Source organism: Paraburkholderia sp. USG1 (assembly GCF_031570135.1).
Taxonomy (GTDB): domain Bacteria; phylum Pseudomonadota; class Gammaproteobacteria; order Burkholderiales; family Burkholderiaceae; genus Paraburkholderia; species Paraburkholderia dioscoreae.
This window is the reverse complement of record NZ_JAMWXW010000026.1, coordinates 60,198-76,731: the sequence shown is the minus strand read 5'-3', so window position 1 is coordinate 76,731 and position 16,534 is coordinate 60,198. Positions and strand designations below refer to the sequence as shown.

Genomic DNA, 16,534 nt, shown 5'->3' with positions numbered 1-16,534 from the left:
GATCCATCCGAGGCTGACGCTCGCGCTGACCATCATGGAAGCGCTGGCGATTTTCGCCTACGCCATTTCCGGTTTCATCGAGGCCAGAAGCCGCCGGCTCGATGCCGTCGGCACGTTTCTGGTGGCGATCGCCACGGCCTTCGGCGGCGGCACGTTGCGCGACGTGCTGCTGGAGCGCCGGCCTTTTTACTGGGTCGAGCATCAGGATTATCTGATCGCGATCTTCGTGATGTCCCTGTTCGCGCCGACGCTGCTGAAAATGACGTCGCGCCTGCTTTCCGAGCGGGTTTTGCTGGTGGCGGATGCGATTGGGCTTGGCCTCTTCAGCATCGCCGGCACGTCGATCGCGCACGACGCGCAAATGCCGTGGTTCACCTCGGTGATGATGGGCGTACTGACCGGGGTTTTCGGCGGCGTGATTCGTGACGTGCTGTGCAACGAAGTGCCGCTGATTCTGCGCGACTCGCGGCCTTATGCGACCTGCGCTTTCGTCGGCTGCTGGCTTTATGTGCTGCTGGATTACTTCGACTTCGACACGGTCTATAGCGTGCTGATCGCCACCGCCTTTATCCTGCTTGCAAGGCTGGTGACGTTCAGGTTCGATGTCCGCTTGCCGCACTAGCCAGCGCGGCACAGCTTGCATTCACGTGCGGCGCATGCCCGCGAACGGGCAGCGCGCCGTGTTCCAAACTGACCTGTTGGTCGCCGGCACGCCTGAAGCCGCCGAACAACGCCGTCAGGTATGACAAGTTGCTGTTCCTGGTCAATACTGGCCGGATCGTGGCGCCCGTCGATTTGTGCCGCTGCCGTTCGTCGTGAGGTAAACGGCCTCTTTGGCCGTCATTGCGCCGCCGCGCACTCCGCACTAGCAACCGTCCAAGGTGACCACGATGCCTCTGAAGCTCTACGCCCATCCCTTCTCCTCTTACTGCCAGAAGGTTCTGACCGCGCTCTACGAAAACGGCACGCCATTCGAGCTACGCCTGCTGGCGCACGACGACCCGCAAATCATGGCCGAATTCGCCGCGCTCTGGCCGATCAGGCGGTTTCCGGTGCTGGTGGACGGCGCCCGGACCGTGGCGGAGTCGAGCATCATCATCGAATATCTGGGTCTTTATCACCCGGGGGCGGTGCCGCTCCTGCCGGCCGACGCGCGCGCCGCGCTCGAAGTACGCAGCATGGACCGCTTCTTCGACAATTACATCTCGACTCCGCAGCAGAAGATCGTCTATGACAGTTTGCGCCCGGGGCCGGAACGGGATCCGCACTCGGTGGCCGAGGCGCGCGCCCTGCTCGACACCGCGTACGGCTGGCTGGACAAGGTGATGGCGGAACGCGAATGGGCCGCCGGCGACACCTTCAGCCTCGCCGACTGCGGCGCCGCGCCGTTCCTCTTCTATGCCGACTGGACGCACGCCATCGGCCCGACCTTCCCGCACGTGCTCGCCTACCGGAAGCGGCTGCTGGCGCGGCCGTCGTTTGCGCGCGCGGTGGACGAAGCGCGCCCGTATCGCGCGTTTTTCCCCCTCGGCGCGCCGGACCGGGATTGAGCGCGGCGGCACGGCGGCGGCTGCGGCTGCGGACAAACCTCAACACGAGCACTGGCAAACCGCCCATTCTTACCCTTTGGGACAACAATTTTTCCAACCTATACACTTCACTTCGACACCTACTTCCGCCAATCACTCACAAGGCAAAACATGGACCGTTTCGAAGCGATGGAGATATTTACGCGTGTGGTCGAGGCGAACAGCTTCACCAAAGTATCCGAGTCGCTCGACCTGCCGCGCGCCAAAGTCAGCCGCACCATCCAGGCGCTGGAGGAACACGTCGGCGTGCGTCTGCTGAACCGTTCGACGCGCCAGGTCAGCGTCACCGAAGACGGCGCGCTGTTCTACGAGCGCTGCGTGCGCATCCTCGCCGAAGTCGCCGAAGCCGAATCGTCGCTGTCGAACAAGCGCGAAAATCCGGCCGGCACGATCCGCGTGGATACGTCCGGCACGCTGGCCCGCGCGCTGCTGCTGCCCGCGCTCGACGACTTCTACCGGCAGTACCCCGAGATCGACGTGCGGCTCGGCCTCGCCGATCGCAACATCGACCTGATTCAGGACGGCGTGGATTGCGTGATCCGCATGGGCACGCCGGAGGAGTCGAGTCTCGTTGCGCGGCGGATCGGTCAGGCGCGGATCGTCACGTGCGCGTCGCCGGCGTATCTGGAGAAATACGGCGAGCCGACCACGCTCGAAGCATTGAGCGAACATCGCGCGGTCAACTACGTGTCCGCGCGCACGGGCAAAACGTTCCCGTTCGAATACGAAGTGGACGGCGAACTGGCCAAGGTCACGCTGAAGAGCGTGCTGGCGGTGAACGACGGCTCGGTGTATATCGGTGCGGCCGTGCTCGGTCACGGCATCATCCAGCCGTCGCGCTTCATGGTCTCCGATCTGATCAAACAGGGCGCGCTGAAGGAAATTCTCACCACCTACACGAGCCCCGGCACGCCGCTATCGGTGCTCTACGCGCATCGCCGCAATCTGAGTTCGCGGTTGCGCGCGTTCATCGAGTGGGTAACCGAGCTGGCGCGGAACAATCCGGATCTGCATATTGCGGAGCAATGAGGCGACGTCGCACAAGCAAAAGCCCCATGCGTCTTGCAACACATGGGGCTTTTTTTAAACACAATCCGAACTTCGCGGTCAGGCGATCCGCTCTTCGTTGGTCGGATCGAACAGCACCGCCTTCGAGGTATCGAACAGCAGCGTCGTGTTCGTCAGCGGCTGCGGATTCGAAGCCGGGTGCACGCGGCTCACAATCCGCTTGCCGTTGACCTGTGCGAACACCAGCGTGTCCGGGCCGGTCGGCTCGATCACGTCGACCTTCACTTCGATCGGTTGCAGCTTCGCGTTGTCGCCGTGCGCGCCACGCGCGTCGGTGATACGCTCCGGACGCAGGCCGAGAATCACGTCACGGCCCACATGCGACTTCACCTTCGCGGAGTCGAACGGCAGGTTCAGCGCCGTGCGCGCGACTCCCGTATCCAGTTCGAGCGCCACGCCCGCGCCCTGGTCGACCAGCTTGCCCTGGATGAAGTTCATCGGCGGCGCGCCGATAAAGCCCGCCACGAACAGGTTCGACGGCGAGTCGTAGATTTCCTGTGGTGCGCCGAACTGCTGGACGATACCGTCTTTCATCACCGCGATGCGGTCGCCGAGCGTCATGGCTTCGATCTGATCGTGCGTCACGTAGACGATCGTCGTGCCGAGGCGTTGATGCAGCAGCTTGATTTCCGAACGCATCTCGATACGCAGCTTCGCGTCGAGGTTCGACAGCGGTTCGTCGAACAGGAACATGACCGGGTCGCGCGCCAACGCACGGCCCATTGCCACGCGCTGACGCTGGCCGCCGGACAATTGACCCGGCTTGCGGTCGAGCAGGTGCGTGATCTGCAGCGTGTTCGACACGCGGTCGACGATCTGTGCCTGCTCCTGCTTCGGCACCTTGCGGATGTTCAGGCCGAACGAGATGTTCTCGCGCACCGTCATGGACGGATACAGCGCGTACGACTGGAACACCATGGCGATGTCGCGATCTTTCGGCGACAGGTTGTTCACCGTCTTGCCGTCGATCTGGATCTCGCCCTTGGTCACGGTTTCGAGGCCGGCAATCATGTTGAGCAGCGTCGATTTCCCGCAGCCCGAACCGCCGACGAGAATCAGGAACTGGCCGTCTTCGATGTCGATGTTGACACCCTTCAGAACCGGCACCCCGTTCGGGTAAGTCTTGTACACGTCACGGATGGAAAGGCTTGCCATGCTGTGAATCCTCTTGTCTCTGGTACAGCTTGAAAACTTTGTCGGGTGACGGCGGCTTCGAATCGAACAGACGCCGCCGCGCTCGGATGGTTTAGCCTGGCGTCTAGCCCTTCACCGCGCCGGCCGTCAGGCCGCGCACGAAATAGCGCCCGGCGATGATGTAGACCAGCAGCGTAGGCAGTGCGGCGATGATCGCGCCGGCCATGTCCACGTTGTATTCCTTCACGCCGGTCGAGGTGTTTACGAGGTTGTTCAGCGCCACCGTGATCGGCATCGAATCGACACCGGAGAACACGATACCGAACAGGAAGTCGTTCCAGATCTGCGTGAATTGCCAGATCAGGCACACCATGAAAATCGGCAGCGAGACCGGCAGCAGAATCTTCGTGAAGATCGTGAAGAAACCCGCGCCGTCGATACGCGCCGCCTTCACGAGCTCGGCCGGAATGCTGACGTAGAAGTTGCGGAAGAACATCGTGGTGAAGGCGATACCGTAGATCACGTGCACCACCACCAGACCGGTCGTCGTGTTCGACAGGCCGAGAAAGCCTTCGAAACGCGCCATCGGCAGAAGGATGGCCTGGAACGGGATGAAGCAGCCGACCAGGATCATCGTGAAGATCGGGTCAGCGCCACGGAAACGCCAGTGCGTGAGCACATACCCGTTGAACGCGCCGATGATCGACGAGATCAGCACGGCCGGAATCACCATCCGCACCGAATTCATGAAGAAGGGCTGCATGCCGTCGCAGCGCACTCCCGTGCAGGCACCGCTCCATGCCTTGATCCACGGATCGACGGTCCAGTGCGTGGGCGGCGTGAGCAGATTGCCGGTGCGCAGCTGGTCGATGTCCTTGAACGACGTGGACAGCATCACATACAGCGGAAACAGGAAATACAGGGCGAACAGAATCAAGGCCGCATAAATGACGGCACGGCTGATCGTCATCTTAGGCTGCATTGCGGGTGCTCCTCGATTCCAGATACATCAGCGGCACGAGCACGGCTACGACGGTGGCGAGCATCATCATCGACGATGCCGCGCCGACGCCCAGCTGCCCGCGATTGAACGAAAACGTGTACATGAAAATGGCCGGCAGCGACGAAGACGTGCCAGGACCGCCCGCGGTCAACGCGACCACCAGATCGAACGTCTTGATCGTGATGTGGCAGAGAATCAGCAGCACGGAGAAGAACACCGGGCGCATGCTCGGAATCACGATCTTGCGATAGATGGTGGGCAAGCCCGCGCCATCCATCTGCGCGGCCTTGAAGATTTCCCCGTCCACCCCGCGCAAGCCCGCGAGGAACAGCGCCATCACGAAACCGGTGGACTGCCACACGGCCGCGATCACGACGCAGAAAATCGCCTTGTCCGGGTCGCCCAGCCAGCTGAACGAAAAGCTCGTCCAGCCCCAGTCGTGAAACACCTTTTCGAGGCCGATGCTCGGCGTCATGATCCATTGCCACGCCGTACCCGTCACGATGAACGACAGCGCCATCGGGTAAAGGAACACGGCGCGCAGCGCGCCTTCGTTGCGGATCTGCTGATCGAGCAGGATCGCGAGAAACAGACCCAGGCCGATACAGATACCGATGAACGGGATGCCGAACCAGCCGAGGTTCGCAGCCGACGTCCAGAACACGTCGTTATCGAACAGTTCGCGATAACGATCGAGACCGACAAATTCATAACGAGGCATCAGCCGCGAATTGGACAGCGACAGATAGCCGGTGATTGCGATGAAGCCGTACACGAAGATCAGGCTGATCACGACGCTGGGTGCGAGCACCAGCTTCGGAATCCAGCGATCGGCAAGGGCCGCCATGGGCGACACGCGGCGGGTGGCGGTGGCCGGTTTCCCGTTTCCGCTGATAGAAGCAGTCACTACTCGACTCCTGCTGAAACTGTACCGCCGGCACCTTCACGCTGAAAAACGCGAAGCCGCAACGGCATAGGTGTGACTCTATGAAACCAGGTAAAGCCGCCTGCCGATGCGAGCTAGACAGCCCGGCAACCGGCGACACGAAGGGCGCGCCCGGCGCCCGTTGCTGAACCGCCGGGCGCGCCGCATCGCTTGACGCGACTACTTGGTCTTCGCTGCCTTCGCGAGCGCGGCAACTGCGCTCTTCGAATCCTGCTGCGAGTTCATGAACTTCGTGACCACGTCCGAGATCGCGCCGGCTGCTGCATCCGGTTGCGCCATGCCGTGTGCCAGCGAAGGCACATAGCCGCCCGACTTGATCGCCACCTGTTCATCCGCGTACGACTTCTTCGCGCAGTCGTCGAACTTGGCCATCGACACGCCCAGGCGAACCGGGATGGAACCCTTGTTCAGGCTGAACTGCTCCTGAAAGTCCGGCGACATGATCGTCTTGGCCAGTGCGAGTTGACCCGGCGTGGCCGCCTTCGCACCCTTCTGCTGGAAGAACACGAACGAGTCGACGTTGAACGTATACGACTTTTCCGTGCCCGGCACAGCGGCGCAGATGTAGTCCGAGCCCGACTTCTTGCCGGCGTTGGCGAATTCGCCCTTCGCCCAGTCGCCCATGAACTGCATGCCGGCCTTGCCGTTGATGACCATCGCCGTTGCCAGGTTCCAGTCACGGCCCGTGCGGCCCGCGTCGAAGTAACCCTGAATCTTGCGGACCGTGTCGAATACGCCGACCATCTTGTCCGAGGTCAGCGTCTTTTCGTCGAGGTCCACCAGCGCCTTCTTGTAGAAGTCCGCGCCTTGCGACAGCACGACGTCTTCCCACAGCGTCAGGTCTTGCCATGGCTGGCCGCCCATCGCGATCGGCTGGATGCCCGCGGCCTTCATTTTGTCCGCGACGGCGAAGAATTCAGGCCACGTGGTCGGCGCCTTGCCGCCCGCCTTGTCCAGCGCTGCCTTGTTGATGTACAGCCAGTTCACGCGGTGCACCGAGAACGGTGCGGCGACGTAGTGACCGTCCGCATGCATGATCTTGTCGATTTCCGGCGGCAGGTTCTTCTTCCAGTCGCCGGCGGCCGCGTCGATCGGCACCAGCACGCCTTGCTGCGCCCAGTCCTGGATCAGCGGACCCTTGATCTGCGCGGCGCTCGGCGCGTTGCCCGAGATCACCTGCGTCTTGAGTGCCGTCATGGCAGCCGCGCCCGCGCCACCCGCAACCGCAAAGTCCTTCCACGTGTAACCCTGCTTCGTCATGTCGTCCTTGAGGACGCCGACGGCTTTCGATTCGCCGCCCGAGGTCCACCAGTGCAACACTTCGATCGACTCGGCAGCCTGCACCGCCGAGACGCCACACATCAGACCTGCGGCGCACAAAGCGCCCATGATCGCGCGAAATTTCATTGCTTATCTCCTCCAGACACCTGAACAAAAAACAAATGGCCCCTGATGTCGCCAGGGTGCTGTGGTTGGTTCAAACAGGCAAAACACTGGGCGATCGAGCACGGTCGGGCGCATGCGCGAGGCATGTGCCGGCGGACCGATGTCCGGCCGCTGGAAGCTCAAGAGATGAGTGGTTCGGGATGCAACTGACTGTCTCCTCTTTTGATTTTTGCCTGCCCGCGTCGCGCGCGGCAGACTCGAGGTGCCTTGCACGTCAACTTGGGGCAGACCCTGCCGGCCGCTCAACCGCCCGACTTTCCGCAAGGTCCGCCGGGCATGCTGGCAAGTGCCGGCACGCAATGTCCGTTAACATGCAGGGGACGCCTGCCGATTCGGGAAAACGCGCATCTTGACTCACAGCGCACGCTTTTTTCATCGAATTAGCGCTACCTCTTGATTTGGATTGTAGTTAAACTACAATTCAGTGTCAAAAAAAATTTTATCGGACTACGGTCGCGCTTCCACTCACTTTCCGCGGCCCCAGGACAATCGACGGAGACTCATGCAAACCGATTCAAGCTTCACCTTCGTTCTCTTCGGCGGAACCGGCGATCTGTCGATGCGCAAGATTCTGCCGGCACTGTTTGAAGCACATCGTGCGGGCGGCATGCTGGCCGACAGCGGCAAGATCTTCGCGGTGGCCCGGCACGCGGCGGATCGCAGCGAATATCTGCAGTGGGTGAACGAGCACGTCAAACCGCATGTGTCGAAGAACGGTGTGGACGAAGCGGCATGGGCGAGCTTTCTGAAGCGCATCGAGTTCGTGAAGATCGACCTCGGCAACCCGGACGACTTCGCGCTGCTGCGCGACGCCATTCAGGATCTGCCCGGCATCCGCGTGTTCTATCTGGCCACCGGCCCGTCGCTGTTCGTGCCGATCTGCCACGCGCTCGCGTCGGTGGGATTGAATGCGAACGCCCGCATCGTGCTGGAAAAGCCGCTCGGCTACGACCTCAAGTCGTCGAACGCAATTAATGATGCGGTCGGCGAAATCTTCGCTGAAGAACAGATCTACCGGATCGACCACTACCTCGGTAAAGAGCCGGTGCAGAATCTGCTGGCGCTGCGCTTCGGCAATGCGCTGTTCGAGCCGCTGTGGCGCCGGGAGTGGGTCGAAAGCATTCAGATCACGATCGCGGAAGAGCTCGGCGTGGAAGCGCGCGGCGACTTCTACGACAATACCGGCGCGCTGCGCGACATGGTGCAGAACCATTTGCTGCAATTGCTCTCCATCGTCGCGATGGAGCCGCCGCATTCCATGGATTCGGATTCGGTGCGTGACGAAAAGCTGCGCGTGCTGCGTGCGCTCAAACCTATCGATCCGCGCGATATCGGCAAGGTGGCCGTGCGCGGCCAGTATCATTCGGGTGTGATTCGCGGCACTTCCGTGCCGGCGTACGCAACGGAGCCTGGCGTCAGGCCGGACAGCACGACCGAAACCTTCGTTGCGCTGAAGGTCGAGATCGAAAACTGGCGCTGGGCCGGCGTGCCGTTTTTCCTGCGCACCGGCAAGCGGCTGGCCGATCGCGTCGCCGAGATCGTGGTGAACTTTCGCCCCGTGCCGCATTCGGCGCTGGGCGCCTCCGCGCTGCGCGCCGGCGCGAATCGCCTGGTGATCCGCCTGCAGCCGAACGAGACCATTCGCCTCTACTGTCTCGCGAAGCAGCCCGGCGAAGGCATGAATCTCGCCAGCGTCCACCTCGACCTCGCGTTCGACCAGTTCTTCCGCGAAGGACAGATGGAAGCGTATCAGCGTCTGCTGCTCGACGTGATCAACGGCCGCCTCGCGCTGTTTGTGCGGCGCGACGAGCAGGAAGCCGCCTGGCGCTGGGTCGAACCGATCCTGAACGAATGGAAGGCGTCGAACAAGCCGCCCAAGCCGTATGCTTCGGGCACGTGGGGACCGGCCGCATCGAGTGCGATGCTGGCACAGCACGGCACCTGCTGGCTCGAAGAAGAGAATTGAATCGCGGCGCCACGTCGTATTCCACGGAACATGGCGTGGCGCCTGTAAGACCCACCGACGAACTGAACGGAATGGCGCCGGTATCACGAGGGCGCCTGCAAGTCATCCATCTTGCAGGCATCGCGTGAGAGCAGGACGGCACATTCGGCAGATCCAACAAGAAAGCAGCACGGAGGAGAAGTGATCGAGCTTCACGCTTTCGACGATCAACGCGCCCAGTCCGACGCGTTGGCGAAAGCGGTTGGCGACGCGTTGCATGCGTCGCTCGCCGCACAGGCCGCCGGTGCCACCACCGGCGCGCGCCCGGCAATGCTTGCAGTGTCCGGCGGCAGCAGTCCGCGCCCGTTCCTGCAGACGTTGTCCACGCAGTCCTTCGACTGGGCACGCATTGCCGTGACGCTGGTCGACGACCGCTGGGTGCCCGAAACGGACAGCGCGAGCAACTCGCAACTGGTACGCGCCACGCTATTGCAGAACGCCGCGAAGAACGCCGCGTTCTGGCCGCTCGTGGACACCACGCAGGATATCAACGCGCATGTCGCCGCGCTGAATGCCGACGCGCGTTTTAGCAGCGTGCCCGACGTCGCGATTCTCGGCATGGGCGAAGACGGCCACACCGCGTCGATCTTTGCCGACTCGCCCGAATGGGATCATGCGATCACCACCGCCGAGCGCTTCGTTGCCGTGCATCCCGGCAGCGCGCCGCATGCGCGCGTGAGCTGGTCGATGTCCGCATTGAAGGAAGTGAAGCATCTGTTTTTGCTGATTGCAGGACCGCGCAAGATGGACGTGCTGAATGCCGCCACCGCTGCGCTACAAAAAAATGCCATCTCACAGTTGGCAAACGACAAGGGAGTGAGACTCGATGTCTACTGGTGTGCAAACTAAGGCTGCTCCGGGCGCGGGCCAGCACGCCGATGGACCCAGGCTGCTGGCCGATATCGGCGGCACCAATGCGCGCTTCGCGCTGGAGGCGAGTCCGGGCGAAATCGGCTCGGTGAAGGTCTATCCGTGCGCGGACTATCCGGGTGTTGCCGAAGTCATCAAGAGGTATCTGAAGGACACCAAGATCGGCCGCGTGAATCACGCGGCGATCGCGATTGCGAACCCGGTCGACGGCGATCAGGTAAGCATGACGAACCACGACTGGAGCTTTTCGATCGAAGCCACGCGCCGCGCGCTCGGTTTCGACACGCTGCTGGTGGTGAACGACTTCACCGCGCTGGCCATGGCACTGCCCGGCCTCACCGACGCGCAACGCGTGCAGGTGGGCGGCGGCACGCGCCGGCCGAACAGCGTGATCGGCCTGCTCGGGCCGGGCACCGGCATGGGCGTGTCCGGCCTGATTCCCGCCGACGACCGCTGGATCGCGCTCGGCAGCGAGGGCGGCCACGCCACCTTCGCGCCGGCCGACGAACGCGAAGACATCGTGCTGCAATACGCGCGCAAGAAGTGGTCGCACGTGTCGTTCGAACGCGTGGCCGCGGGTCCGGGCATCGAAGTGATCTACCGCGCGCTCGCGGGCCGCGACAAGAAGCGCGTGGCGGCCAACGTCGATACGATCGAGATCGTCAAGCGCGCGATGGAAGGCGAGCCGCTCGCGGCCGAATCCGTCGACGTGTTCTGCGGCATTCTCGGCACCTTCGCCGGCAATATCGCGGTGACGCTCGGCGCATTGGGCGGCATCTATATCGGCGGCGGCGTGGTGCCGCGGCTTGGCGAGCTCTTCGCCCGCTCGTCTTTTCGCAAGCGCTTCGAAGCCAAGGGCCGCTTCGAGGCGTACCTGCAGAATGTGCCGACGTATGTGATTACCGCCGAATATCCCGCCTTCCTCGGCGTCTCGGCAATTCTCGCCGAACAGTTGTCGAACCGCGCGGGCGGCAGTTCATCGGCAGTGTTCGAGCGGATTCGCCAGATGCGCGATGCGTTGACGCCAGCCGAACGCCGCGTGGCCGATCTCGCGCTGAATCACCCGCGTTCGATCATCAACGATCCGATCGTCGATATCGCGCGCAAGGCCGACGTGAGTCAGCCTACCGTGATCCGCTTCTGCCGTTCGCTCGGCTGCCAGGGCTTGTCCGATTTCAAGCTGAAGCTGGCAACGGGCTTGACCGGCACGATTCCGGTGAGCCACAGCCAGGTGCATCTGGGCGACACGGCCACGGACTTCGGCGCGAAGGTGCTGGACAACACCGTGTCGGCGATCCTGCAGTTGCGCGAGCATCTGAACTTCGAGCACGTAGAGCGGGCCATCGATCTGCTGAACGGCGCGCGGCGCATCGAGTTCTATGGCCTCGGCAATTCGAACATCGTCGCGCAGGACGCGCACTACAAGTTCTTCCGTTTCGGCATTCCGACGATTGCGTACGGCGATCTGTACATGCAGGCGGCGTCGGCGGCATTGCTCGGCAAGGGCGATGTGATCGTGGCGGTGTCCAAATCGGGGCGCGCGCCTGAACTGCTGCGCGTGCTGGATGTAGCGATGCAGGCCGGCGCCAAGGTGATCGCGATCACGTCGAGCAATACGCCTTTGGCCAAGCGGGCCACGGTTGCGCTCGAAACCGATCACATCGAAATTCGCGAGTCGCAGTTGTCGATGATTTCGCGGATTCTGCATCTGGTGATGATCGATATTCTTGCGGTCGGGGTGGCGATCCGTCGTGCGGTGCCGAGCGCCGACGTGGCGGAGACGGTCGCCAGGGCGCGGCAAGGCGCGGACGACGATGCGACCGCCGTGCTGGATTGGCTAAGCCACGGCGCGGCTTCTTCGGCGCGGGATTGATGTTGGGGAATGGGCTGCGCCGCGGCGGAAGTTGTCTTGCCCGCGGCGCCGGCCTTTCCTTGAAGTTTTTTCGGCGTTCCCTTGAGCGTGCAGAACCAAAGGCACATGGCGACCCCGCACCAGGAGTTCGCGCATTACGACGCCTGGCAGCGACCAGGCACGATTGATCAATCAATGGCACTATTGTCGCCACCCTGCTAGATTTCCATTCAGCCGAATCATTGATCGGGAGAGATCGATGGCCGACAGACCGACATCCAGTACGTCCGCAGTCCGTTCGCTGCTTCTGATTGCAGTCATCGTGGCCGCGCTGGTCGCGGCCTTCGCCTATACGGCCGGCTGGCTTTCGCCAGGGCGCCTGACGCCGGCAAAGATCGTCAACGGCCTGGCGCCGCCGGGCGGCGCGGCGCTCGGCTTCCGGCGCAATCATGCCAAGGGCATCTGCTTTACCGGCAACTTCGAATCGAATGGCGCGGCCGCGGCCCTGTCCAGGGCGCCGATGTTCGCGCCTGGCTCGTATCCGGTCACGGGGCGTTTCAACCTCGCCACGGCGGACCCCAAGGCCCCGGACGCCACGGTGCGGGTACGCGGCCTGAGTCTGCGTATCGTCGCGCCGGACAGAAGCGAATGGCGCTCGGCGATGATCGACGCCCCCGTCTTCCCGGTCGCCACGCCGCAGGCCTTCTACGCTCTGCTCGAGGCGTCGGCCGACAAGACCGACCCGGACGCCATGAAGAACTTTGCCGCTGCGCACCCGGAGTTCGGCGCTTTTGTCGCGTGGGCCGGCAGCGCGCCATGGACGGGCTCGTATGCACAGGAACGGTACAACAGCCTCAATAGCTTCATTTTCACCAATGCCGCGGGAGAGGACCAGGCGGTGCGCTGGTCCTTCGTGCCCGCCGCGCAGCCCGAGGCCGTACCCGCCGACCAGTTGAAAGCACGTGCCGCCGACTTCCTCGCCGCGGATATTACGCAGCGGGTGCAAAGCGGACCGCAACGATGGACTTTGGTCGTCACGGTCGCCAATCCCGGCGACCCGACCGCCGACCCCAGCAAAGCCTGGCCGGAGGATCGGCGCAAGGTCGAGGCGGGGACGCTGGTGGTCAACGCGATCGAGCCCGAGGCTGACGGGCCGTGTCGCGATCTCAACTTCGATCCCACCGTGCTGCCGCCAGGCATGCATGTTTCGGACGACCCGTTTCCCGCCGCGCGCTCAGCCGCCTATTCCGTGTCGTTCAATCGGCGGACCGCCGAGGATAAGGACTATCCGCACCATCCGGCGGAAGGAGCCACGCCATGACCCCGACCCACGATCGCTTCACGCCGCTGCAGCGCGCCCTTCACTGGCTCATGGCGATTTGCATTCTGGCGATGCTGTTCATCGGTGTCGGAATGGTGTCCACCATTCGCCCGGACTATCTTTCGCTGGTGTCCATCCACAAGCCGCTCGGTATCGTGATTCTCGTGCTGGCGGTGATTCGCCTCGTGCTCAGGTTGACGCGCGGCGCGCCGCCGCTGCCGGCATCGATGCCGGAACCGATGAAACTCGCCGCCCACCTGTCGCATCTTGCGTTCTATCTGCTGATGATCGGACTTCCGCTGATCGGATGGGGCATGCTGTCGGCCGCGGACTATCCCGTCGTGGTGTTCGGGGTGCACTTGCCATCCATCCTGCCGCATAGCAACGGGTTGCACACGTTGCTATGGAACGCGCACCGGGCCCTCGCGCTGTGCTTCTTTGCGCTGATCGTGCTTCATCTGGCAGCGGCGCTGTTACACGCACTGGTCAGGCGTGACGGTGTGTTCCAGGCGATGGCGCCCTGGCGGTGAGAGACGCAGGTGCACTGCGCCTGATTCGAAGAGTCGCGTCGGCGAAAGGCGCTCGGTGGCGGCCGGAAGCCGCCGCCGAGCGCCAGGCCTCGTGTCTCGTGTCTCGCGTTGACGGAGAACGGTCGACGAGCCTTATAGTTTAAAACCGGGTCCGTAATCCAACGGTTCCGACCACCTGGTTGGCACTCGACGACGCGCCGCCCGATGTGTTGACAAACGCAACGTACTGCTTGCCGCTCACGTGCTGATACATGCCTTCCGCGTAGACATCGGTTCGCTTTGAAAGCGAATAGATCAGTTGCGCATTAACCTGATTCCATTTGGGGTCTGCGCCGTAGGTCGTCGTGTGACTCACATGGCCGTCCGTGTAGACGTAAGCGATGCCCGCCTTCAGAGCCGGCGTCAGCGCATAACGGCCGTTCACTTCGAAATTGTCGAAGCGCACCGTGCCGCCAGCCGACCCAAATGACTTCGTACCTTGATACTGGCTATGCGAATACACAAAGCCGAGCACAGCGGGGCCAAACGCGTAGTTCACGCCGGCGGCGGCCACGCGCTGCACGTCCGCGCCGAGCTGGAATCCGCCCGTGCCGTTTGCTGTCGATTCGGCGGTGTCGATTGCGCCGGAGGTATTCGCGCTGTTCGATCCATTGATCTGCAGGTAGCTGGCCGCCAGGTTTAACGGCCCCTGCCCGTAGCTTGCCCCAACGCTGTATACGCGATTCGAACTGAAGTCCGTGCTGTTGGAGAACGCATAAAGTCCTCCAAACTTCAAACCTGCAATGCTGTGGCTATTGAACTTGACAGCGTTGTTGATGCGGACAGAGTAGTCCAGATTATCGTTGTCGAATGGGTGCGAGAAGCCTGTCTTTCCGAACGACGAAGCCACTTCGGATAACGGCGCCACGAAGTCGACACCCGAGTCGTACTGGCGGCCAAGCGTCAGCGTCCCGTATTGGGCACTGTCGATACCAACGTAAGCCTGGCGGCCGAACAGACGGTTGTTCTGCCCGAGCTTGCCATTCTGGATGTTGAACCCGTTCTCGAGCACGAAGACTGCATGAAGTCCGCCGCCGAGATCCTCGTTGCCGCGCACGCCGAACTGACTCCCGTTGATGTTGCCGCTCGTCGCCTGAATGAGAGAGCCTTGGGAAGACCCTTTCTTGACGTTATTCGTGTACATGAGTCCGGCGTCGATCAGGCCGTAGAGTGTGACTGAATTCTGGGCATGCGCGAGCGGAGCGATCAGACTCGCCGCGACAGTAGCGCCCAAGACAAGCTTCTTGGTCAAGGTTGACTCCGGAAAGATGTTGATATTGCGGGATATGCCATTAGAGGGAGTCGATGCTAGAAGTCTGTCCGCTGTAGCGGAAATGATCTCTTGTTATATAGAAATCGTCGATTGTGTTATTGGCGAATTAACGGGAGAGTCGGCTCGGGTGGATAGAATGGTGTACTGAACATTTAGCCAGACACGGGAGTTACCGCGCAAACCCTTTCTGGACGGCGCTTTGCGCTTGAGCGTCCCGTGGATCGCACGCTACTGCCGAGCGTGGTCAGAGAGGTTTACAACAGCTTTTGCGCGAACCCGCTCACGGCGATTTATCTACGCCGTGTAACAGACCTTTCCAGATTGCAGCACTTATTCGCCATACCGGCGGTCATCTGGGACAGCTAATGGAAGGCTAATGGACGACTCATCGCGACATCGCGTGAACCGATTCAGAGTTGCAATGCGCTTGCCTGTAGATTCGACCCACTTTCCTTTTTGTCCCGTGGAATGAAGTCCGTTGCCTGAAGTGCAACCGTGCCCGAGCGGGCAATCGAGCGTTTCTTGCCGGCCAGAACCAGAATACGTTCCAGAAACGTATAGAAGAGTTCGAGCTGGGTCGCATCCGAAGCCGGCGACTCCAGGTCGAACACGTCCTCGAGCACGCGGCGCGACACGTGGAAACGTTGAAGTCCGTGGGCAATACGAACCTGGAAGACGACGCCGTCACTGTTGTGCGGCACCGCCGCCCAAATGAGCACATGGCTACTCATGGAGTCCCCGTGGATCATGATCTTCAGATCAAAAGCTGGTCGATCCATAATCGCACAGGCGAATATTTTTCAAAATTGTGACATCCAACCATTCGACATTTTTACCACGCCCTCTATTGCGACGCAGCAGACTACCTATAGACTGGAAGACGAACTGTGCACTCGTGCGCTCGCAGTTCTGATATAAGTAAAAAACGCGCCATGAAGGCTCCTCAGTAATCACACGCCCCATTCGCCCCTGTACTCCATGTCTTCGCGCAAGCGACGGCTGGCATGCCGGCGCATTCCAGCTCGCGAATTTACGCTTTCGCGTTGCCCTGCTCGTCGAGAGCAAACACAATTTGGAGAGTTTTGATGAGCAAGAAATCGTTTTCCGACGACGCCGGCGACTCGAATGAAACAACTGAACAGGCTTTGATAGCGTTGACGGCTCAGATCAAGGCGTTCGTCGAGAACAGGTCGCTAGACAGCCGGTTTGCTGCGAAACTCGTAAGACGATTGAAAAAGGAAGCCGATGCCATTTCGCAAGGCGGCAATGCCACGAAGCCTGGGCAGAAGGAGCTAAAGAAGGCATTCGACGCAGTGGACGAGGCGCTGCGTAACCACGACGCAGCATTATTGGTCACGGCCAACGCGGCGCTGCGCGAGACGGACGATACGAGCGCTAGCAAGAAGTCGCAGCAACGGCCGGCAAAGAAATGATCGGGCCTCTGCCCGCCGGGAGTAC

Annotated in this window: 15 protein-coding genes; 9 read left to right on the top strand and 6 right to left on the bottom strand. The window is 61.9% G+C overall.

Annotated elements, in window-relative coordinates; translation table 11 throughout:
- Position 1 precedes the first annotated feature (1 nt).
- The 3 genes from NE850_RS28750 to NE850_RS28740 all read left to right on the top strand — a co-directional run bounded on the left by NE850_RS28750 (position 2) and on the right by NE850_RS28740 (position 2,618).
- Complete coding sequence (locus NE850_RS28750) at positions 2–622, top strand: trimeric intracellular cation channel family protein (RefSeq protein ID WP_035516978.1); 621 nt, start codon at positions 2–4, stop codon at positions 620–622.
- Positions 623–890: 268 nt separating this feature from the next.
- Complete coding sequence (locus NE850_RS28745) at positions 891–1,550, top strand: glutathione S-transferase family protein (protein ID WP_007175881.1); 660 nt, start codon at positions 891–893, stop codon at positions 1,548–1,550.
- Between the two features lie 150 nt (positions 1,551–1,700).
- Complete coding sequence (locus NE850_RS28740) at positions 1,701–2,618, top strand: LysR family transcriptional regulator (protein ID WP_007175882.1); 918 nt, start codon at positions 1,701–1,703, stop codon at positions 2,616–2,618.
- 78 nt (positions 2,619–2,696) lie between these two features.
- Here NE850_RS28740 and NE850_RS28735 read toward each other — a convergent pair whose 3' ends face one another.
- The 4 genes from NE850_RS28735 to NE850_RS28720 form a co-directional block, all read right to left on the bottom strand.
- The gene (locus NE850_RS28735; protein ID WP_007175883.1) at positions 2,697–3,812 is read right to left on the bottom strand and encodes an ABC transporter ATP-binding protein; all 1,116 of its coding nucleotides are present in this window, start codon (positions 3,810–3,812) and stop codon (positions 2,697–2,699) included.
- A 103-nt stretch (positions 3,813–3,915) separates the two neighbouring features.
- Positions 3,916–4,773, bottom strand: a complete 858-nt coding sequence (locus NE850_RS28730) for a carbohydrate ABC transporter permease (protein WP_007175884.1) — start codon at positions 4,771–4,773, stop codon at positions 3,916–3,918.
- The gene (locus NE850_RS28725; RefSeq protein WP_007175885.1) at positions 4,763–5,701 is read right to left on the bottom strand and encodes a carbohydrate ABC transporter permease; all 939 of its coding nucleotides are present in this window, start codon (positions 5,699–5,701) and stop codon (positions 4,763–4,765) included. The genes NE850_RS28730 and NE850_RS28725 overlap by 11 nt, the downstream gene beginning before the upstream one ends.
- Positions 5,702–5,899: 198 nt before the next feature.
- Complete coding sequence (locus tag NE850_RS28720; RefSeq protein ID WP_310699710.1) at positions 5,900–7,147, bottom strand: ABC transporter substrate-binding protein; 1,248 nt, start codon at positions 7,145–7,147, stop codon at positions 5,900–5,902.
- Between the two features lie 541 nt (positions 7,148–7,688).
- On the opposite strand from NE850_RS28720, the gene zwf reads away from it, so the two are divergent.
- The 5 genes from zwf to NE850_RS28695 all read left to right on the top strand — a co-directional run bounded on the left by zwf (position 7,689) and on the right by NE850_RS28695 (position 13,764).
- A complete protein-coding gene (gene zwf / locus NE850_RS28715; protein ID WP_165185033.1) occupies positions 7,689–9,152 on the top strand; it encodes a glucose-6-phosphate dehydrogenase in 1,464 nt (487 codons plus the stop codon).
- Between the two features lie 180 nt (positions 9,153–9,332).
- A complete protein-coding gene (gene pgl / locus NE850_RS28710) occupies positions 9,333–10,040 on the top strand; it encodes a 6-phosphogluconolactonase (RefSeq protein WP_165185031.1) in 708 nt (235 codons plus the stop codon).
- The gene (locus NE850_RS28705) at positions 10,018–11,934 is read left to right on the top strand and encodes a bifunctional transcriptional regulator/glucokinase (protein ID WP_165185028.1); all 1,917 of its coding nucleotides are present in this window, start codon (positions 10,018–10,020) and stop codon (positions 11,932–11,934) included. Before pgl ends, NE850_RS28705 begins: the two co-directional genes overlap by 23 nt.
- A gap of 238 nt (positions 11,935–12,172) precedes the next feature.
- Positions 12,173–13,234, top strand: a complete 1,062-nt coding sequence (locus NE850_RS28700) for a catalase family peroxidase (RefSeq protein WP_165185026.1) — start codon at positions 12,173–12,175, stop codon at positions 13,232–13,234.
- Positions 13,231–13,764: a cytochrome b gene (locus NE850_RS28695; protein WP_165185023.1), complete on the top strand. Its 534-nt coding sequence runs from the start codon at positions 13,231–13,233 to the stop codon at positions 13,762–13,764. Before NE850_RS28700 ends, NE850_RS28695 begins: the two co-directional genes overlap by 4 nt.
- A 139-nt stretch (positions 13,765–13,903) precedes the next feature.
- On the opposite strand, the gene NE850_RS28690 is transcribed toward NE850_RS28695, so the two are convergent.
- Positions 13,904–15,055, bottom strand: coding sequence for a porin (locus NE850_RS28690; protein ID WP_165185021.1), 1,152 nt, complete (start codon positions 15,053–15,055; stop codon positions 13,904–13,906).
- A gap of 431 nt (positions 15,056–15,486) precedes the next feature.
- Positions 15,487–15,807: a hypothetical protein gene (locus tag NE850_RS28685; RefSeq protein WP_165187359.1), complete on the bottom strand. Its 321-nt coding sequence runs from the start codon at positions 15,805–15,807 to the stop codon at positions 15,487–15,489.
- A 354-nt stretch (positions 15,808–16,161) separates the two neighbouring features.
- On the opposite strand from NE850_RS28685, the gene NE850_RS28680 reads away from it, so the two are divergent.
- Positions 16,162–16,509, top strand: coding sequence for a hypothetical protein (locus NE850_RS28680; protein WP_165187357.1), 348 nt, complete (start codon positions 16,162–16,164; stop codon positions 16,507–16,509).
- Positions 16,510–16,534: the final 25 nt, after the last annotated feature.